Source organism: Amycolatopsis sp. NPDC051903, from assembly GCF_044452505.1.
Lineage (GTDB): Bacteria > Actinomycetota > Actinomycetes > Mycobacteriales > Pseudonocardiaceae > Amycolatopsis.
In genome coordinates this window covers 40,931-60,247 of record NZ_JBITBT010000049.1, presented here as the reverse complement: position 1 = coordinate 60,247, position 19,317 = coordinate 40,931, and the positions used below count along the sequence as shown (strand labels likewise).

Genomic DNA, 19,317 nt, shown 5'->3' with positions numbered 1-19,317 from the left:
TGACGTCCCCCCGACCGGCTTAGGAGACCCTTACCGTGCCCGCCCCGCTCCCCGGCCCAGACACCCGCATCGTCGAACTCAGGGTGGCCGGACTAGCGGGCACGAGCGGCGAAACGCTCCTCGACGCCGTGTCGACGGTCGACGTCGGCGGCGACGGGATCGGCAGGGTGGTGCGCCCGGCGGACCGGCTGCGGCGCCCGGCCCCCGGGCCGGTCGTGCCCGCACTGGGCCGGTCCATCCCACGCACGCTCGAAGGATACCTGTGGAGCCGCATGACCTCGGGCGGCGCCGCGAAGGCGACGTGGGCGTTGTTGTTCCCGTTCTCGCTGGCCAACGTCGCGTTCTGGATGCTGCCGCCGGTGCACCGCGCCCACTGGCTCGGCGGCCTGTGCCGCGGCCTGCTGCGGGTCGTCGCCGTGCTGCTCACGATGCTGCTGGTCGGCCAGGTCGCCGCGATCGCGCTCGACCTGTTCGCCACGCAGTGCCTCGCGCCGGGCAGCGGCTGCCTGCCGTGGGTGCCGTCGTGGCTGCGCTCCTCGCCGGCGCGGCTGGCGATCGGGGTCGCCGTGCTGTTCGCCGTGGTCTACGTGCTGCACCGCATCTCGTCGGCGAACTGGCGGGTGCACGCGGCCCAGCCGCACCAGCGGCGCGGCTCGCCGATGCAGCTGCTGGCCGACCCGGAAGCACCGGGGATGTCGGCGACGCACACGGTCGCCGCGCTGGCCTGCGTCGCGTTGCTGCTGCTCGGCGGGCCGTTCCACGTGCCCACCGACGTGCCGCGGCTGATCGCGTGGATCTGCGTGCTCGGGCTCGTGCTGGCCGTGCTCGCCGGCGCGGCGATCGGGAGCGACCCCGGCCCCCTCGCGCGGCGCACGCTCATCTCGTTCGCCTCCGCGCTGGTGATCTACGGGGCCGTGCTCGCCGCCCCGCTGCCCGCCCAGGGTGAGTTGCGCGGGACCAACGGCACGGTCGAAGGCCTCGGCGCCGCGCTGCTGGCGATCACCGTGCTGTTCGTGCTCGCCCTGGTGCCGATGGCGCTGCTCGCCCGGTCGCACTGGAAGACCCGGCCGCGGCGGCTGCGCCCGTGGTTCGGCGGCTGGGCCGCGGCGCCGGTCGTCGCGCTGGCCTGCCTGCTGGGCGGCGGCTTCGGCGCCGGGCTGGCCATCGCCGTGCGACGGCTGCTGGGCACGAGCGGGCTGCAGCTCCCGGCGACTTACGAGCTGATCACCGTGCTCTGGGGCGGCGGGCTCGCGCTGATCGCGCTGCTCGCGATCGCCGGGTACGCGATCGCGGTGCCGCTGCGCCGGCGGCGGCGCGGGATCCCGGCGATCGTCGAGCTGATGGAGATCGACCGCAAGCAGGAGCAGGACGCCGCGCGGGCCTGGGCGCGGTCGGCGTGGGAACGCCGGCACCTGCACCACCTGGCGATGATCGTCGCGGTCGGGCTCTCGCTCGGCGGGGCCGCGCTGCTCGTGGTGCGCTTCGGCTTCGACCTGCGGCCCTCGTGGTACACGCCGGTGTCGGCCGTCGGCGTGTTCGCCCTCGGCGGTCTGGCCGCGGGCCTGCTGCGGGTGGTCTACTCCGCGGCCCGCACCCCCGAACGCGGCCGGCACCTCGGAGCGTTGTCGGACCTCGTGTCGTTCTGGCCGCGTGCGGCCCACCCGACGGTGCCGCCGTGTTACGCGCTGAAGGTCGTGCCGGAGCTGGCCGAACGCGTGAAGACCCACCTCGCCGAACCGGGCACGCGCGTGGTGCTCTCGGGCCAGAACCTCGGCAGCCTGCTCACGGTCCTCACCGCGGCGCGGCTGACGACGGAGCTGACGGCGGACGAACTCGACCGCGTCGGCCTGCTCACCGCGGGATCGCCGTTGCAGTGGGGCTACCAGCGCGCGTTCCCGGCCGTGCTGCCGCAGGACTCGCTGGCCACGCTGTTCGCCGACCTCGACGGACGCTGGCGCGCGCTGTGCCGCGGCACGGACATCTTCGGCGGCGGGGTCACGACCTGGCGCCACCAGGTCTCCGGCCGGCACCTCATCGGCGACGGGTACCTGCCCGAGGGCGGCTGGGGCGCGCTCGAGGCCAAGGCGGACGAGACCGGGGTGCTCGTCCTCGGCGGCGACCACTGGCTGCCGGATCCGCTGCGCGCCCCCGACGGGCGCCACCGCTGGGCGCCCGGCGTCCTCAAGCACACGGACTACCTCGCCGACGCCGAATGGGACCAGGCGCTGGCGATGGCCGCCGGCCTCGGCCGGCCGAGCGGCCGCGCGCGCCTGTTGGGCGAGCAGGGCTCGCTGTTCGGCGACCTGCCCCGGCCGCGTTGAAACCCTTGCGCTGAAAGGGAAAACCGGAGGAGAACCCCACCCGTGGGCAAACGGGCGGGGCTCCCCTCCGGTCTCCGGGAACCCGAAAGGTGCGTCAGTTGGTGCTGCGGCGCCGGAACTTCAGCAGCGCGAGCAGGCCACCACCCAGGACGAGGAGCGCCGCGGCGACGTAGATCAGCCACGCGTTGTCGAACCCGGTGTTGGCGAGCTGGCCACCCGAGCCACCGGTCTCGCTGCCGGCCGGGGCCGCGGCGACGGCGGTGGTGCTGGTCGGGGCCTCGTCGGTCGCGGCCGGGGTCGAAGCCGGGGCCGACGTGGTCTCGGTCGGCGCCGTGGTCGGGGTCTCCGCCGGCTTGGTCGGCTGCGAGGTCTCCGGCGCGGTCTTCGTGCCGCAGGCGTACCAGCTGTCGATCTTCGGCTGGCTGCCGTTGTAGTTCTTCGGGGCGATCAGGTCGTTCCAGGGCAGGTCCTTGGTCAGGTTGCGCTTGCCCGGGACGTACAAGGCCCAGCCGTCGTCGCCGCCGGCGACGACGATCGCGTCGACCTTCACGCCTTCCTTGACGGCGGTGATGTTCAGCGACTTGCTCTTGTCGCCACCGGTGAAGGTGAAGTCACCCTCGTCGAGCTTGTCACCGCTGACGCCCTTGATGTGGGAGCAGTCGGGTGCCTTGCCCTGGGTCGGGTTCGCGCGGCCGTCGTCGGAGGTGCACGCGAGCGCGGAAGTCGCGGACCCGATCAGAGCGAGACCGGCCACCGCGGCGACCGTGACACCCGCACGAAGTCTGGAAATGGAGGGCATTCAGAAAACTCCTGTACCGAACGGGGGATACGTAGCGAAGATCAGCGCACTCCCAGTGAGGATCGGAACCACTTAACGTATGAATCACACACGAGTGATTAACCCGTCAGAGGGAAGCAGAGCCGGACGGTATCGCATACGGCTCGTCCGATCACCCTGCGTTCGAGAGGTCGAGCCGAACCGAGATTTGCCAGTGATCATCCTGTGATCATTCTGAATTAGGCAACAAGTCGGCCACGTGGAGCAACCTTCCCGAACTTCGCTGAATCCCCTGGTAGACAACACAAAACGGCCCGCCACCGGGCTTGGGTGACGGGCCGTCCCAGTCAGTGGTTCAGTCCTCTGAAGGTGCCGGTTTCGCTCCCACGGCCGACGGTTCCCCGCCCGCGGCGGTCCGCTCGCCGAGCAGCGAGTGGCGGCGGCTGTAGGCGAAGTAGATGACGACGCCCAGCACCATCCAAGCGAGGAACCGCAGCCACGTCAGGACCGTCAGGTTCAGCATCAGCCACAGGCACGCCAGGATCGCGAGGATCGGGATCACCGGCACCCCGGGCACGCGGAACTCGCGCGGCAGATCCGGTCGCGTCCGGCGCAGCACCAGCACGCCCGCGGACACGAGCACGAACGCGAACAGCGTGCCGACGTTCACCATCTCCTCGAGCTTGTCGGCCGGGAAGAACGTGGCGGCGACGGCGACCAGGCCGCCGACGAGCAGCGTCGCGCGCGTCGGGGTGCCGCGTTCGCCCGTCTTGGCCATCCCGCGCGGCATGAGGCCGTCGCGCGACATCGCGAAGATGATCCGCACCTGGCCGAGCATCAGGACCATGACGACGGTGGTGAGGCCGGCGAGCGCGCCGACGGAGATGACGTTCGCGGCCCAATCGACGCCGTTGGCGGAGAAGGCCGTCGCGAGGGTCTTGTGGTTGCCGTCGCCGGCGGACGTCGCGAGTTCGGCGTAGGGCACCATGCCGACGACCACGAGCGACACCGCCACGTACAGCACCGTGACGATCGCCAGCGAGCCGAAGATGCCGCGCGGCACGGACTTCTGCGGGTTGCGGGTCTCCTCGGCCGTGGTGGCGACGATGTCGAAGCCGATGAACGCGAAGAACACCAGCGAGGCACCGGCGAGGAGACCGAACACACCGAACGAGCTGCTGCCGCCACCGGCCACGAGCGAGAACAGCGACTGGTCCACACCACTCTGACCGGTGCCACCGGACTCGCCCTCGGGGACGAACGGGGTGTAGTTCGCGCCCTTGACGTAGAAGATGCCGAGGATGATCACGAACAGCACCACGGCGACCTTGATCCCCGTGATCACCATGGAGAACCGCGAAGACAGCTTCGTGCCGACGGTCAGCAGCGTCGCCAGCACGACGACGACCACCAGCGCGCCCCAGTCGATCGTGACCCAGCCGAGGTCGACGCTCGTCTTCGCGCCCGCGCCGAACAGGTACCCCAGCACCGTTTCGAGGTAGACCGACCAGCCCTTCGACACCGCGGCCGCGCCGACGGCGAGCTCCAGGATGAGGTCCCAGCCGATGATCCACGCCATGAACTCGCCGAACGTGGCGTAGGAGAACGTGTACGCGCTGCCCGCGACCGGGACGGTCGAGGCGAACTCGGCGTAGCACAGGGCCGCGAGCGCGCAGGCGATCGCGGCGAAGACGAACGCGAGCGACACCGACGGGCCCGAGTAGTCACCCGCCGTGCGCGCCGTGAGCGTGAAGATGCCGGCACCGATGACGACCGCGACGCCGAACACCGTGAGGTCCCAGGCGCTCAGGTTTCTCCGGAGCTTGGTTTCCGGCTCGTCGGTGTCCGAGATGGACTGCTCGATCGACTTGGTGCGCCACAAGCCCTGCCCAGGCACGGTGAACCTCCTGCGATGCCCCCTGCACGTAATCGGGTGAATCACCCTAACGCGGCAAAGGCCCCCCTGCGCGCCAGGAGTTGATCACCGTGCGTCGCGGTCGAGGTCCGGTTCCAGGTAGATGAGCGACGCGACGGGGACCTTCGCGCGCACGCGCGCCTCCGCGTCGTCGATGGCGGTGGCGATTTCGGCCGTGTCGAGGCCCGGGATCAACGCGAGTTTGGCGGCCACCAGCAGTTCGTCGGGGCCGAGGTACTGCGTGCGGATGTGGATCACGCGCTCGACCTTGCCCGCGGCGAGCTCGTCGACGATCGTGCCGAGCTGGCTGTCGGTCGCGCCCTCGCCGATGAGCAGGCTCTTCATCTCGACGATGAGGATCACGGCGATCACCCCGAGCAGCGCGCCGATGAACACGGTGCCGATGCCGTCCCACACCGGGTCGCCGGTCAGCACGGACAGGCCGACGCCGAACAGCGCGAACACGAGACCGATCAGCGCGCCCGTGTCCTCGAGCAGCACCACGGGCAGCTCGGGTTCCTTGGCCTGGCGGATGAACCGCCACCAGGTCACGCGGCCCTTGATCTTGCGCGATTCGCCGATGGCCGTGAAGAAGCTGTAGCCCTCCAGGCAGATCGCGACGAGCAGGATGATCACCGCGACCAGCGGCGACTCCAGCGGCTCGGGTTCGAGGATCTTGTGGATCCCCTCGTACAGAGCGAACGCGGCACCGAGCGTGAACAGCATCAGCGCGACGATGAACGAGTAGAAGTACCGCTCGCGCCCGAAGCCGAACGGGTGCTCCCGCGTGGCCTCGCGCTGGGACGTCTTCTTCCCGAGCAGCAGCAGCCCCTGGTTCGACGTGTCGGCCAGCGAGTGCACCGACTCGGCCAGCATCGACGACGACCCCGTGACCAGGAACCCGGCGAACTTCGCCACCGCGATCCCGGCGTTGGCCGCGAGCGCAGCGATGATCGCCTTGGTACCGCCACCAGCTGACACAGTTGCTCCCCTGTCTGTTCGCGCGGACGGATTCCCGAAATGCCCGATCGGGAGCCTAGAGGACCAGGCCCTACGGGCGGTTTCCGGCCGCGTGAACTTCTCGGGGGAGGCGGGTCAGTCCTCGCAGGTGCCCGCCGTGGCGCGGAACAGCTGCGCGCGGGCCCCGTCCAGCGGGCGCACGGCCACGGCCGGGTCCGCGGCGGGCAGCCACACCGACTGGCCGCGGCGCAGTTCGACCTGCTCGCCGTCCGCGGCGGTGACCAGCAGGTCGCCGGCGGTGCAGAGCAGGATCTGCGGGCCGGTGCAGTCGACCACCAGCTCGGCGGCGTCGCCGTCCTGCCACTCCATGCGCGAGAGCTCGAACTCCGGCGCGTCCGTGTGGTACACCGCCATCTCGCCGGCGCACTCACCGTGGTGCACGGGCATCTCGCCGCACGCGAAGTCGACCACCCGCAGCAGCTCGGGCACGTCCACGTGCTTCGGCGTGAGACCACAGCGCAGGATGTTGTCGGAGTTGGCCAGGATCTCCACGGCCGTGCCCGACAGGTACAGGTGCAGGTTGCCCGCCGGCAGGTAGATCGCCTCGCCCGCGCGCAGGGTCAGCCGGTTGAGCAGCAACGCGGCCAGCACCCCGGCGTCACGCGGGTGCGCCTCGCCCAGCTCCAGGATCGTCCGGCACTCCACCGCGAACTCGCCGTGGTCGGCGACGTGGCGCACGCACGCGTCGAGCACCTCGGGCAACAGCTCGTCCAGCGACGCCTGCGGCAACGTGATCCACGTCGTGAACAGCGCCCGCAGCCCCGCCGGATCCGGCTGCGCCTCCAGCAACCCGGTGTACTTCGCCAGCCCCGGCGTTTCGATCGCCTTCAGCAGCTTCACCGTGCGCTGCGGATCCCGGAACCCGGCCAGCGCGTGGAACTCGGTCAGCGCGCACACCAGCTCGGGCTTCGCCGTCGGATCCGGGTAATTGCGATTGGCCGCGTCACGCGGGATCCCGAGGCGCTCTTCCCGCTCGTGCCCCTCCGCGGCCTGCGCCGCCGACGGGTGCGCCTGCATCGACAGCGGTTCCTCCGCCGCCAGGATCTTGAGCAGGAACGGCAACCGGCCACCCCACCGGCCGGCGCAGCGCTCCCCCAGCTGACCGACCGGATCGGCCTCCACCAGCTCCAGCAGGCTCCGCTCGGTGCCGTCGGGGCCGACCACGTGCGACGGGTCCCCCGGGTGCGCGCCCATCCACAACTCGGCCTCAGGGTGTGGCGCAGGCACCGGACGGCCCTGCAGCTCCGGGATCGCGGTGCGCGATCCCCACGCGTAGGGCCGTACGGCGTTGCGCAACAGCTCCACTGTCACTCCCCATCCTTCCCATCGGCCGGAGCCGATGTCGTGCGCACGCCTCCCGCCCCGCGGCAGCCGTCCGCACTTCCTCCCCCTGGTTCCGTGAGCCGTCAGGCGTTGGCCGGTTCGAACTTCCCGGCGCCGCCGATGCTGCCCGCCGCGAGCCCGAGGTAGACGGCGGCGAGCTCGAACCGCAGTGCGAGCACCGCGGCCCGGACGATCTCGTCCGCCTCGATCTCCTCGGCGGGCGCGATCACGTCCGAACCCGGGAGGAACTCCTCGGCCTGGTAGCGGGCCGCCTCGGCGGCAGGCCCGGTCCGCACCGAGAGCAGGAGCACTCTCGTGGCGGTTCCACCGGGTGAGTCGTCAGGATCGGCGAAGATGTCACGCTCTCCGCCGCCCGATTGCACCAATCTTCGAAGCGCCGGTCGCGCAAGCGCTTGCCGGTAATCCTCCACGTCGCACACGAGCGCCGCGTGAGCCGCGAACGCGTGGGCCGCGTGCTCCCCGACGGCGACGGCCACCGGGTCGAGGCCCCACAGCAGCGGCAGCCGGTCGGCGACCCGCAGCGCGAGCGCCTTGGCCGGGTTCGCGAACGACTCGCGGGCCAAGTAGTCCTTCTCGGCCTCGAGGTCGAGCTGGTCGGCGAGCGCCTGGACGTCGGCCACGAGCAGGCCGAGCGCGTTGGCCGCGAGCAGCCCGGCGGCGAGCCCGCGCGGGAACGCGAGCTCCGGCGGCACCGGGATGCGCGGCGCGAGCAGCACGCCCTTGCCGGCCACGGACGCGGCGACCGGGCCCTCCGACGGCGCCGACAGCACCACCGACGCGCCGAACCGGGCGGCCCGCTCCAGGGAAGCGGCCAGCTCGCGGTCCCCCGCGTCGTCGGTGTGCGCGAACACCACGTCGAGCGCGCCGATCCACGACGGCACGGTCTCGGCCACCACGACCGGCACCGGGCACGACGGAGCGAGCAGGGCGGCCAGCAGGCGCGTGAGCGTGCGGCTGACGCCGGGGCGGTCGATGAGCACGAGCGAACGCGGGCGCCCCAGGTCGAGCCGGTCGCTCAGCTCCAGCTCGGCCGCTGCTTCGGCGGTCGCCCGCACCTGCGCGCCGGCCATCGCGGCGGCACGCAGCAGTCCCGCGCTGTCGGCTTCGGCCAGCCGCGCGGGGTCGTCGAGGAGCGAATCGTCAAGCACTGTCGGCACGGCTGTCATCCGGCTCGCCGGGGGTGTGGTCGCCGCTGAACACGGCCTCTTCGAGCAGCAACACGGGGATCCCGTCGCGGACCGGGTACACCCGGCCACATTCGGTGCAGGTCAGCGCATCAGCGCCCGCGTCCTCCGGCGTACCGGGGCGCAGCGGCGCGTGATCCGGCGACGGGCACGCGAGGATCTCGAGCAGCTGTGCGTCAAGCGTGATGGCCATGGTTCCTCCATACCACGCGCAGGTGAGCCGGATAAGGCACCTTCCGGACACGGTTCGGTTCGGAAAGTGCCTCCGGCCTGCCCGGTTCAGGCCCGGACAATTGCCAGAACATCGTCGGTCAGCGCCTCGACCGCGGCGCGGTCGGCGGCCTCCACGTTGAGCCGCAGCAGCGGCTCGGTGTTGGACGGGCGCAGGTTGAACCACGCGCCGCCCGGGAGCTGCACGGTCAGGCCGTCGAGTTCGTCGATCTCGACGCCCGACTTGCCCGCGTACGCGTCCTTCACCGCGAGCATCCGCGCGACCTGGTCGGACACCGTCGAGTTGATCTCTCCGGAGGCAGCGTAGCGCGAGAAGTCCTGGGTGAGCGCGGACAGCGGGCCGTCCTGCTCGCCCAGTGCCGCCAGCACGTGCAGCGCGGCCAGCATGCCGGTGTCGGCCCGCCAGAAGTCGCGGAAGTAGTAGTGCGCGGAGTGCTCACCGCCGAAGATCGCGCCGGTGCGCGCCATCTCCCCCTTGATGAACGAGTGGCCCACGCGCGTGCGCACCGGCTTGCCGCCGTGCTCGGCGACGATCTCCGGCACGCCCTTCGACGTGATCAGGTTGTGGATGACCGTGCCGCCCGGCTCCTTGGCCAGCTCGCGCACGGCCACGAGCGCCGTGATCGCGCTCGGCGACACAGGCTCGCCGCGCTCGTCGACCACGAAGCAGCGGTCGGCGTCGCCGTCGAACGCCAGGCCGGCGTCGGCGCCGACCTCGCGGACCTTGGCCTGCAGGTCGACGATGTTCTTCGGGTCGAGCGGGTTGGCCTCGTGGTTCGGGAAGGTGCCGTCGAGCTCGAAGTACATCGGCACGACCTCGATCGGCAGGCCCGCGAAGACCGTGGGCACGGTGTGGCCGCCCATGCCGTTGCCGGCGTCGACCACGACCTTCAGCGGCCGCGAGTGCGTGAGGTCGACGAGCCGCCGCAGGTAGGCGGCGTAGTCACCCAGGACGTCGCGTTCGGTCACGGTGCCGGCCTTGCCCTCGAACGCGGGCACGCCCTGCTCGACGGTGTCGCGGATCTCCGACAGGCCCGTGTCCTGCCCGACGGGGCTGGCGCCCGAGCGGCACATCTTGATGCCGTTGTACTTCGCGGGGTTGTGGCTCGCGGTGAACATCGCGCCGGGCATGTTCAGCGAACCGGACGCGAAGTACAGCTCGTCGGTGCTGCACAGACCGATGGACACCACGTCGAGGCCCTGCGACGTCACACCCTCGGCGAACGCGGCCGCGAGCGACGGGGACGAGTCGCGCATGTCGTGGCCGATCACCACCGACGGCGACTCCGTCTTGATGAGCAGCGCGAACGCGGCCCCGAAATCACGTACCAGCGCCGCGTCGAGCTGTTCGCCGACCACACCGCGGATGTCGTAGGCCTTCACGATGCCCGAAAGATCTGGCACGCCGTCTCCCCGCCGTCAGTTTCTCGTCAACGGCGCCGATCGCGCCGCGCGGAAAGCCTACCGGCGGGAGCGGGGTTCAGGCGCGCCCGGGGAGCACGCGGAGGTGCCCGCGCCTGCCCGAAGGGCCTTCGGGCTCGGGCGGCGGCGCCGGCCGGTCCGAGCGGCCCGCCTCGCGGACGGCCTCGGCCAGCGCGGTCAGCTCGTCGGCCGACTGCTCGGGGGTCGCGAACGTGCCCTCGTGGCGCACGACCTCCCAGCCCTTCGGCACGGTCAGCCGCAGCGCGTGGGCCTCGCACAGGTCGTACGAGTGGGGCTCGGACGCGGTGGCGAGCGGACCTACGACGGCGGTCGAATCGCTGTACGCATACGTGAGCGTGGCGACAGCGGGCTCAGGACACCCGGTCCGCGAACATTTCCGTACGCTCCGCACGATCCAGAACGATAGCGCGTCGCCGCAAGGGGGCCCCGGCGACACGCGCGTGACCCCGGCGACCGCATAGACTTGCGCGGTGGCGACGGCTCGTGACTACCGACAACGGCAGCGACTGCGGAGGGACCGGCACGGCCGCGGCCTGCGCGGACCGCTCTACCCGGCGTCCCTGCCCGCCGCCTCGAGCCGCGCGGAGAAGTTCGACGCGCTGGTCCTCGACGCGCTCGAGCCCATCGAGGCCCGCTGGCGCCACGAGCTGACCAAGCTCGACGTCGCGGTCGACGAAGTGCCCGAAGTCCGCCCCGACGGCCGCACGCCGGCCGAGGGTGTGCTCCACGACGGCGCCGTGCCCCTGTCGCGGCTGGTCCCGGCCGGGGTCGACCCCGCCGGCCTGCCCACGCGCGCGCGGATCGTGCTGTACCGGCGCCCGCTCGAGGCCCGGGCGAAGGACCCGTCGGAGCTGGCGGAGCTCGTGCACGACGTGCTGGTGGAACAGGTCGCGGGTTACCTCGGCGTCGAGCCGGACGTGATCGAAGGCGAGTGAGCCCGGGCGGTCGCGGAAGCGCGACCGCCCGGCTGCGGGATCCGCCGCCGGGACGGGACCGCCGTCAGGGCCGTGAACAGGACGGCGGCGAGCTGCACGAGCAGCAGGAGGCTGCGTTCGGTGCCCGGGAACGCGAGCGAGACCTCCGAGGACGCCGCCGGGATCGACACCGCGACTTGGTGCCCCCACGCGGGCACGATCGGCACGGACTTGCCGTTCACGCTCGCCTGCCACCCCGCCTCCTGCTCGGCCGCCAGCACCAGCAGCCGGCCGGTGGGGCCGTCGGACGCGCGGACGCGGACGTCGGGCAGCTGCGCGTCGACGGGCGAGACGCCGGGTGCCGCGCCGGGCGCGCCGCCGCCGGTCACGGCCGCCTTGGCCAGCTCGGGTGAGATCAGCGTGACCGCACCCGCCTTGGGCAGCAGCCGCACGACGGGGCGCCCGTCGGACATCGGGGCGGCGCCGGCGACCAGGTCACCGGCGAGCTGACCCAGCGCCTGCGCGTTGCTGCCGGGTGGGAGGACGACGTACTCGACGCCGGAGATCGCGGCGGCCGCGACCGCGGACTTCACGGCGTTCGCGTCGCCCGTCAGCAGCGCGGTGCGCCAGCCGGCGAGCCGCGCGGGGGTGCCGGGGGTCGGGGCGAGCTGGTCGTCGCCGTAGCGCGCGAGCCGGCCACCGGCCTGGCGGGGCTGCGGCTCGGTCAGGTCGAGCACGGCGCGCCCGGACGCAGCGACGTCGGCGGCGACCTCCGGGGCGAGCGCGGGGCGCGGCCGTGCGGTCAGCGGGCCTTCGGTGCCGGTGCCGGCCGCGCTCGCGGCGAGCGCCGCCAGCACGACGATCCCGGCGACGCCGGCGACCTTCGGCAGCCACGGCGCCGGCACGCTCGCCGCGCCGCCGCGTTGCCACGTCGCGAGCACGGCCCACAGCAGGCCCGCGCCGACGACGAGCAGCGGCACGCCGGTGAACCCCGGCTCGGGCGCGCCACCCTGCATCGGAGCGATCGGGAACTGGCGCACGAGCACTACACCGGCCACACCGAGCACCGCCAGCGCGAGCCCGCCGGCCACCTGCTTCGTCGGCCGCACGACGAGCGCGACGAGCGTGGCCGCCAGCACCGCGACGCCGATCGGCCACGCACCGGGCCCGCCCGGCGTGAGCCCCGCCAGGTTGGCGCCGGACACGGGCGCGGCCGGGCCACCCAGGCCGTGCAGCAGCAGTTCGGGGTGTTCGAGCAGCACCGTCGGCCACGGCAGGAGCAGCACGAGCGGCAGGATCACCACGATCCCGACCGACGCGACCCGGCGCCCGAGCCCCGTCGGCGCGGGCAGCACCACGAAGCCGACGAGCAGGCCGACGAGCGCGAGAGCGTGCGCGAGCGGGGAGAACGCGCCGAGCAGGGCGACGCCGAACGCCGACAGCGCCGAGACGTGCAACCACCGCGTGCCCGGGCGCGTGAGCAGCCGCGCGATCCCGGCGACGACGAGCGGCAGCACGAGGTGGACCACCACCACGTCGAGCCGGCCTTGCGCGACCGAGGCGGTGGCGGCGGGCAGCAGCGCGTACGTCGCCGCGACGATCGCGCGGACCCAGCGGCGCACGGGCAGCCTGCGGGTGGCCACGTACGCGCTGAGGAACGCGAGCGGGAGATCACCGATGAGCAGGATCGCCACGAGCGCCGCGGGACCGCCGAGCGGCGTGAAGATCGCGCCGAGGGAACCGAGCACGGGCAGCGTCGCCGGGGCGGGCGCGCCCGTACCGCCGGAAACCGCGTGCCACGGCGAAAGGTACGTGGACCAGACCTCACCGAGCCCGCCGACGGGCAGCAGCGCGCCGCCGGACAGGTCGAGGCCGAGGCGGCCGCGGTTGACGGCGAACGCGAGCGCGGTGAGCAGGACTGTCAGCACCAAGGGCGGCGCGAAGACCGTCGCGGCCAGCACGCGGCGGCGGTTGACCGCCACGAACACGAGGCCGGGTTCGCGGGCGGGCGCCGGGCGCGGGGCGGGCGACGGCCGGGGAGCCTCGTCGGTGCGGTCCGGGCTGGTTTTTTCCGCTGCCGCTTGGGTTTCCGGTGCGTCTGGCGTTGTCGCTCCGGGTGCGGCCGGCACCGTGACGGCGACGACCGTGCCCGGCCGCCGCAGCCCGGAGCCGCGGGAGCTGAGGCCGCGCAGGGCACCGGCGGGCAGCGCTTCGGGCCCGACGGGCCGGCGGTGCGCGGCGCCCAGTGCTTCCGGCGGGATCCACGCGGGCTCGTCCGTGACGTCTTCGGGCACGGTGCCGAGCGCGACGTCGCTCTCCACACCTCGGCGCACGAGCCCGACGACACCGGCGCGCACGGCGTTGCGCAGCCGTGTGAGACGGCCGACGAAAAGTCCCTTCACGGTGCCGGGCCGGGGCTGTTGCCGCCGTTGCGCGCGGGCCTCGCGGAGCCGGCCGCGGCCGCTCGTCAGGTACGCGAGCGCGGACAGCTCGGCGCCGGCCTCGCTCGTGCGCCGGAGGACGAAGAAGACGAGTGCCCGCAGCAACAGGAGCACAGGCAGCCGCACGAGCCCGAACCAGAACGAGGGCGCCGGGCAGTTCACGAGGAACACGCGCAGCCCGTGGGACCGGTTGACGGCCGCGAGCGCGCGGCCGGCCGCGTCGGGCGCGCGGTGGCCGGTCGAGAGCGCGCGGGCGTGGCGCACGCGCGCGGCGGGCACCGACAGCACGAGGGCGCCGGCGGCGTTCGCGCGCCAGCCGAAGTCGAGATCTTCGCGCAGCAAGGGGAATTCGGGGTCGAAGCCGCCGAGCTCGGTCCAGAGTTCCCGCTGCACCAACGATCCCGCGCTCGGCACGGCGAGCACCTCGCTCGGCTCGTCGCCCGGCGCGGCCATCTGCTGGCGGTGCCCGGACGCGTCCGTGGACAGGCCCGCCTCCACGATCAGCCGCGGTTCGGCCCAGTCGAGCCCGAGCGGCCCGAGCACCTTCGCCGACGCGTTCTCCTCGGCGGCGTGCAAGAGCTGGTCGAGGCAGTCGGGTTCGGGTGCGCAGTCGTCGTGCAGCAGCCACAGCCACGATCCGGGGTCGCCCCACCGTTCGACGGCGTGCTCCACGGCCGCCGCGATCGCCGCCGCGAAGCCGGTTTCACTCGAAAGAGTGATGACGCCGGACAGCACCGGCTGCGCGTCGGGTCCCGCCGCGACGCCGCCGGGTTCGGCGGCCTCGGCGAGCAGCTTCGCCGTCCGGTCGGTGGAGCCGGTGTCGACCGCCAGCACGTGCCGGGGCCGGACTGTGCTGCGCCGCAAGGAAGAAAGGGCGAGCGGCAGCCACTCTTCGCCGTCGTGACAGACCACAATGGCCAGAACGGGCAACGTCCTCACGGCGGACGGAGCGACGGTGCGGGTCAACAACCACTCCTGGTCAGGGCTGGGCGGGTGCGGTCACCCTACGGCTTCGCCCCGGCCCGCGACGGCGGACCCACGCAGCCCTTTCCGCCGTCTCACGCGCTCGCGTTCCGCGAACCTCATCACAGTGACGTTTGCGCCACACCGGGCGAACCCCCGTCCACCCCTCGGGACGCCGGCCCCCGACCGACCACATGCGACACCCACCGGGACGGCACAACTACCGCCACCCGGCACTTTCCCACCGCGAAATCCCCTGCCACAACAGAAATCCCGCGCACCCGAACCACACGCCAACCTGGAGTGCCCGCCGAGTACCCACCGCACCCGCACCCCAAACACCCGACGCCCCACCCCCGCGCCTCGATCGGTTCAGGACTGCTGCGGCCCGCACACCGGGCACCTCAAACCCGCACGCAACGCACCCCGCCGGCACGCCGCAGCCACGCCACCAGCGCCGCATCCCACGGAACACCACCGAATTCGGCGCACCAGCGCCCGCCCACGGCGACCTACCCGACAACCCGCCGCCAGCGCCGCAGCCCGGGAAATCACCGTTGAAAAACTGGTCCCCAAAACCTGCCCCAAACGACCACGTGACAGGTCCCGCCGGGCACCTCGATTGCCTTCTGCAGCTTGCCCTCAGGGCAACCGCGCCTCACCACGGCGACCACACGTGGGGGCCCGGGGGCGTGCCCCCGGGCGGGGTCTGGGGGTTGCACCCCCTGAAAACACCGCCGGAGCGAGATGGTCCGCGCTTTCCGCGGACACACCCCACCCCTCGCGCAGGCCCCGCTAGATGGCGCGTTTCTTCAGCTTTCGCCGTTCCCGCTCGGACAGGCCGCCCCAGATGCCGAAGCGCTCGTCGTGCGCCAAGGCGTACTCGAGGCACTCGTCCTTGACCTCGCAGCCGAGGCAGATGCGCTTGGCTTCGCGGGTCGAGCCGCCCTTCTCGGGGAAGAACGCCTCGGGGTCCGTCTGCGCGCACAGGGCGCGCTCTTGCCAGTCCTGCTCTTCCTCGGGGACGTCGAACAGGTCGGTCAGATCCCCCAGCTGCTGCTCAGGGTTCTCGCCCCAACCCACGACGTGCCCCCACTCCCTGTTTTCGGCCCTCGAGCCTTCTGCTTCCAACCGCACGTCCGCCTCCTCGCTCCTACGCACTCCCCAGGCTGGCGGTGGTGAAACGACATCCGCTGTCCCCTCTCGACAGCGAATGACATCACTGTGATTACACCCGTGTAGTGCGGTCAGGTCAAGCGGAGTAGCGAGTTCGGGGGATACCTCGGGCCGATCGCGCAAGGGGACACGCCGAAGACTTCACACCGGGCATACGGAAGACTGGTGGGGTGCAGAGATCAGCAGTGCGGCCCAGCCCGGTCTTCATCGGCATCCTCGCAGTCGCCGTCCTCGGAGGTTTCCTCGCGGCATACGGTGATTCTTCGACTCTCCTGGGCGACCGGGACCCGCTCTTCATCACCGGCGTCGTTCTCCTCGTGGCAGGCGGCTGGATCGCTTCGCTGACGCTGCACGAGTTCGGGCACGCGTTCGTCGCCTACCGCGGCGGCGACGCCGGGGTAGCTCAGAAGGGCTACCTCTCGCTCGACGTCCGGCGCTACACCGACCCCGTCCTGTCGATCCTGTTGCCGCTGATCTTCCTCCTCATCGGCGGCATCCCGCTGCCCGGCGGCGCGGTGTGGATCAACCGGGGCGCGCTGCGCAGCCGTGCGACGTCGTCGTGGGTCTCGCTCGCCGGCCCGCTGTCGAACCTCGCCGTGGGTGCCGCGCTGTGCCTCATCGCGGCGACGGTGCCGATGGCGGCAGGCCTGTTCTACGGACTGTCCTACCTGGCGCTGCTGCAGGTGATGACCTTCCTGCTGAACATCCTGCCCATCCCGGGTCTCGACGGCTGGGGCGCGCTCGAACCGTACCTCTCGCCGCAGGCGCGGGCGTTCGGCGCTCGCGTGCGGCCGTGGGCGCCGCTCGTGCTCTTCGCGTTGCTCTTCGTGTTCCGCCCGTTCGCCGACGCGCTCTGGTACGTCGCGGGCCTGATCTTCGACGCACTGGGCGGCAGCGACGTCGCCGCGCAGATCGGGCAAGCGGCGTTCCTGTTCTGGCGGTGACGGCTAGCGCGCCCAGAACGAGTTGGCCATGAGCCACTCGTGCGCGCGCTTCCACACGACCTTGAGCCCGGAGCGCTCACCGAAGTAGTCGCCCGCCGCGCCGACGACCGGCACCAGCCCGAGGGCCCGGTGGTAGAAGCGGCCGCGTGGGCGCTTCTCGAGTTCGTCGGTGATGCTCAGCAACGAGCGGCCGAGCCGCCACAGCGTGCCGGCGACGGCCCGCACCGTCACCTTGCCGCGGGTCCGCTTGGACTCGGTGAGCTCTTCGGTGAGCCGCGCGGCTTCACTGTCCTCTGCGGACTCGTCGGCGTTCCTGCCGCCTGCGAGCGCCGGGTCGATGTCGCGGTCGAACAGCACCGCCGCGATCAGCCGGACGCGGCTGCCGACGTCGGTCACGCCGTACTCACCCGCGATCGCGCACAGCAGCAAGCCCTGTGAGGCTGCGCCGAGCGCGTCCTGCACCGGCAGCCGGTCGGCGAGCGCGCCGCCGAGGCCGGGGACGGAGGTCAGCGCCGCCGTGAGCCTGCCGACGCGGTTGATCCACCAGCCGGCGCGCTGGTCGATGTCCATCGCGCCCCACGCGGCGGTGCCGGGCACCTTCACCGACGTGAGCGCGTCGAGCACCCTCTTCTTCGCACCGGCGTCCAGCTTCTCCTGAACGGCGCGGGCGCGGAGGCCGAACGGGTCGGCTTCGCGCAGCGCGTCGAGCACCGGCGCGCAGGCCCGGACGAACGGGCGCAGCACCGCCACGATGTGCCGGTCCGAAATGGCCTCACCCACGACGGCGTCCCCTCGCGCCGGCCGCGCGGCCGAGCCCGCCGCCGAGGACGAGCGCCGCGGGCAGCGCGCCGGCGCCGAGGAGCAGGATCGCGCGCCAGTCCTGCACGAGAACGAGATCGCCGCCGGGCCCGGTGAGCCCGACGCCGAAGATCACGACGACCCACACGGCGAGCGGCACCCACGACAACCCGGGCCGCACGAGCTTCGCGGCCGTCAGCACCAGCCACGGCGTGGCGACGGCGCCGACGAGCACCGTCACCGGCAGCGGCACCTGCCCGAGCGAGCCGACGCGCAACGGCAGGAAGAACAGTTCGAGCAGGGCGAGCAGCAAGGCGTCGAAACTGAGCAGGCCCAGCATCAGGCGCTGGTCGGCGGTGAGCGGCTCGGCCATCGTCACAGCCCGCCGAACAGGTCGGTCTCCGCGCCGGCCGCGTCCCCGTGGGCGAGCACGAAGTACTCGGCGGGCGGGATCGGCTGCGCGACGTCGTTGGTCAGCGCGAAGTGCGTGACCTTCCCGTCGGTGCTTCCGGAGACGGTCAGCTGCGTTTCGTGGGCACGCAGGCCGGCGTACTTCGCCGGGAGGTGGGCCGCGATGTCGAGCACGGTCGTGACCTTCTCATCCGGCGTGCCCGGAAGCTCTTCGGCGGCCGGGATCCGAAAAGGTGAGCCGTGGTCGCGCACTTCGGCGAGCCCGGCGTCGACCGCGGCCCGCGAGTGCACGACGTGGAAGACGCGCCGCACCGATTCCGCGCGGGGCGCGGCGGCCATGGTGATGTCGTGGGCGCGGATGTGGTCGGGGTGCCCGTAGCCGCCGAAGGAGTCGTAGGTGACCACGACCTGGGGACGCAGCTCGTCGAGCAGCTCTGCCAGCTGCGCGGCCTGCGTCTCGGCCGAACCCCCGGCGAACGCCCGCGGGTGGTCCGCCGCCGGCGTGCCTGCCATGCCCGAATCGCGCCAGCGCCCGATCCCGCCCAGGTATTCGTGCCGCGTGACGCCCAGCGCCGCGCACGCCGCCGCCAGCTCACCCGAGCGGTACCCCCCGAGCTGGTCCGCCGCGTCCGAAGCGAGCATCGCCAGTCGCGGCGGGACGATCTCGCCCTCCTCGCCCAGGGTGCACGTGACGAGGAAGACCTCGGCCCCCTCGGCGGCGTACCGGGCGATCGCGCCGCCGGTCGTGATGGACTCGTCGTCGGGGTGGGCGTGCACGAGCAGCAGCTTCCGGATCACGGCCTCCAGGTTAATGAACCCCGGCACGGCCGCCCTGCGCCGGAGCCCGCGAACCCGCGACCCCGGGAAGTGGTCCGGACCCGTTCGCGCGCGAGCGCCGGACGCGCGACGGAAGATCAGCTGTACTCCCCGCAGCCGGAAGCACCGGTTCGAGGCGCTGCGGCCCGGGCGAAACCGCGCCGCAGCGCACGGCCCGAATCGCTGCGAAGCCGTCTTCGCGACGCGCCGTGGACGACGTGATCCGCACGGATGAGCCCGCTGCGGCCGTACGGGCCTGGCGTTCCGAGCCCCGGAACGTTCCGCTCACCGGGTTCCGCCCCGGCCGCGCCGGGGTCGGGAATACCGGCCGACAGGCGCTCCGGCCCGCACTCGGGTAAACGGTCGCGGGCGTTCACGAGATCAGGTCAATTCCTGTTCACTTCCGGTTTGTCACGGCTGTGTGACTAGTCCATTCGCGGGGTCCACAAAGCGGAACGCGTCGGTTATTGTCCCCCGAGCCGAATGACCAACCGAGCCGTGGCTGTCCCCCGACCGGGCACTGCACTGATCGACGATCAGCTACTCGCTGTAGTCGATCAACCGCAGAAACCAAGGTGGGCCTAGGCAAGACGAGATTGCTGTTCCATCACGATCTCA

Annotated in this window: 16 protein-coding genes; 3 read left to right on the top strand and 13 right to left on the bottom strand. The window is 72.3% G+C overall.

What is annotated here, in order from left to right; translation table 11 throughout:
* The first annotated feature begins 35 nt into the window (after positions 1-35).
* Entirely contained in the window at positions 36-2,321 is a 2,286-nt protein-coding gene (locus tag ACIA77_RS47125; protein ID WP_395892723.1) for a hypothetical protein, read from the top strand.
* A 94-nt stretch (positions 2,322-2,415) separates the two neighbouring features.
* On the opposite strand, the gene ACIA77_RS47120 is transcribed toward ACIA77_RS47125, so the two are convergent.
* The 8 genes from ACIA77_RS47120 to ACIA77_RS47085 form a co-directional block, all read right to left on the bottom strand.
* Positions 2,416-3,120 (bottom strand): LPXTG cell wall anchor domain-containing protein, encoded by a 705-nt coding sequence (locus ACIA77_RS47120; protein ID WP_395892722.1) that lies wholly within the window; start codon positions 3,118-3,120, stop codon positions 2,416-2,418.
* Between the two features lie 334 nt (positions 3,121-3,454).
* Positions 3,455-4,996: an amino acid permease gene (locus ACIA77_RS47115; RefSeq protein ID WP_395892721.1), complete on the bottom strand. Its 1,542-nt coding sequence runs from the start codon at positions 4,994-4,996 to the stop codon at positions 3,455-3,457.
* Positions 4,997-5,080: 84 nt separating this feature from the next.
* The gene (locus ACIA77_RS47110; RefSeq protein WP_395892720.1) at positions 5,081-5,995 is read right to left on the bottom strand and encodes a cation diffusion facilitator family transporter; all 915 of its coding nucleotides are present in this window, start codon (positions 5,993-5,995) and stop codon (positions 5,081-5,083) included.
* A gap of 114 nt (positions 5,996-6,109) precedes the next feature.
* Positions 6,110-7,339 (bottom strand): mannose-6-phosphate isomerase, class I, encoded by a 1,230-nt coding sequence (manA, locus tag ACIA77_RS47105; protein WP_395892736.1) that lies wholly within the window; start codon positions 7,337-7,339, stop codon positions 6,110-6,112.
* A gap of 101 nt (positions 7,340-7,440) precedes the next feature.
* Entirely contained in the window at positions 7,441-8,544 is a 1,104-nt protein-coding gene (locus ACIA77_RS47100) for a hypothetical protein (protein ID WP_395892719.1), read from the bottom strand.
* On the bottom strand, positions 8,519-8,755 hold the full coding sequence (locus ACIA77_RS47095) for a Trm112 family protein (RefSeq protein WP_395892718.1): 237 nt from the start codon (positions 8,753-8,755) through the stop codon (positions 8,519-8,521). Before ACIA77_RS47095 ends, ACIA77_RS47100 begins: the two co-directional genes overlap by 26 nt.
* 86 nt (positions 8,756-8,841) lie before the next feature.
* Entirely contained in the window at positions 8,842-10,197 is a 1,356-nt protein-coding gene (locus ACIA77_RS47090) for a phosphomannomutase/phosphoglucomutase (RefSeq protein WP_395892717.1), read from the bottom strand.
* A gap of 76 nt (positions 10,198-10,273) precedes the next feature.
* Complete coding sequence (locus ACIA77_RS47085; protein WP_204093559.1) at positions 10,274-10,627, bottom strand: DUF3499 domain-containing protein; 354 nt, start codon at positions 10,625-10,627, stop codon at positions 10,274-10,276.
* A 79-nt stretch (positions 10,628-10,706) separates the two neighbouring features.
* On the opposite strand from ACIA77_RS47085, the gene ACIA77_RS47080 reads away from it, so the two are divergent.
* Positions 10,707-11,171: a metallopeptidase family protein gene (locus ACIA77_RS47080; RefSeq protein WP_395892716.1), complete on the top strand. Its 465-nt coding sequence runs from the start codon at positions 10,707-10,709 to the stop codon at positions 11,169-11,171.
* Here ACIA77_RS47080 and ACIA77_RS47075 read toward each other — a convergent pair.
* Positions 11,132-14,557 carry a glycosyltransferase gene (locus ACIA77_RS47075; RefSeq protein ID WP_395892715.1) on the bottom strand — a complete coding sequence of 1,142 codons (3,426 nt, stop codon included), beginning with the start codon at positions 14,555-14,557 and terminating at the stop codon, positions 11,132-11,134. The two genes, ACIA77_RS47080 and ACIA77_RS47075, sit on opposite strands and share 40 nt — an antisense overlap.
* Before the next feature lie 792 nt (positions 14,558-15,349).
* On the bottom strand, positions 15,350-15,607 hold the full coding sequence (locus ACIA77_RS47070) for a WhiB family transcriptional regulator (protein ID WP_395892735.1): 258 nt from the start codon (positions 15,605-15,607) through the stop codon (positions 15,350-15,352).
* A gap of 308 nt (positions 15,608-15,915) precedes the next feature.
* Between ACIA77_RS47070 and ACIA77_RS47065 the strand changes: the two genes are divergently transcribed.
* The gene (locus ACIA77_RS47065) at positions 15,916-16,674 is read left to right on the top strand and encodes a site-2 protease family protein (protein WP_395892734.1); all 759 of its coding nucleotides are present in this window, start codon (positions 15,916-15,918) and stop codon (positions 16,672-16,674) included.
* A 3-nt stretch (positions 16,675-16,677) separates the two neighbouring features.
* Here ACIA77_RS47065 and ACIA77_RS47060 read toward each other — a convergent pair whose 3' ends face one another.
* From ACIA77_RS47060 to mshB, 3 genes are read right to left on the bottom strand one after another with little or no spacing between them, the layout of a single operon-like run.
* Positions 16,678-17,454 carry a hypothetical protein gene (locus ACIA77_RS47060; RefSeq protein WP_395892714.1) on the bottom strand — a complete coding sequence of 259 codons (777 nt, stop codon included), beginning with the start codon at positions 17,452-17,454 and terminating at the stop codon, positions 16,678-16,680.
* Positions 17,447-17,851 carry a hypothetical protein gene (locus tag ACIA77_RS47055; RefSeq protein ID WP_395892713.1) on the bottom strand — a complete coding sequence of 135 codons (405 nt, stop codon included), beginning with the start codon at positions 17,849-17,851 and terminating at the stop codon, positions 17,447-17,449. Before ACIA77_RS47055 ends, ACIA77_RS47060 begins: the two co-directional genes overlap by 8 nt.
* Positions 17,848-18,690, bottom strand: coding sequence for an N-acetyl-1-D-myo-inositol-2-amino-2-deoxy-alpha-D-glucopyranoside deacetylase (gene mshB, locus ACIA77_RS47050; protein ID WP_395892733.1), 843 nt, complete (start codon positions 18,688-18,690; stop codon positions 17,848-17,850). Before mshB ends, ACIA77_RS47055 begins: the two co-directional genes overlap by 4 nt.
* Positions 18,691-19,317 lie beyond the last annotated feature (627 nt).

Bases quoted from the DNA above. Each gene is read 5' to 3' on its own strand.
- ACIA77_RS47095 (WP_395892718.1), bottom strand. From the start codon at position 8,755: ATGGCCATCACGCTTGACGCACAGCTGCTCGAGATCCTCGCGTGCCCG.
- ACIA77_RS47100 (WP_395892719.1), bottom strand. From the start codon at position 8,544: ATGACAGCCGTGCCGACAGTGCTTGACGATTCGCTCCTCGACGACCCC.
- ACIA77_RS47120 (WP_395892722.1), bottom strand. From the start codon at position 3,120: ATGCCCTCCATTTCCAGACTTCGTGCGGGTGTCACGGTCGCCGCGGTG.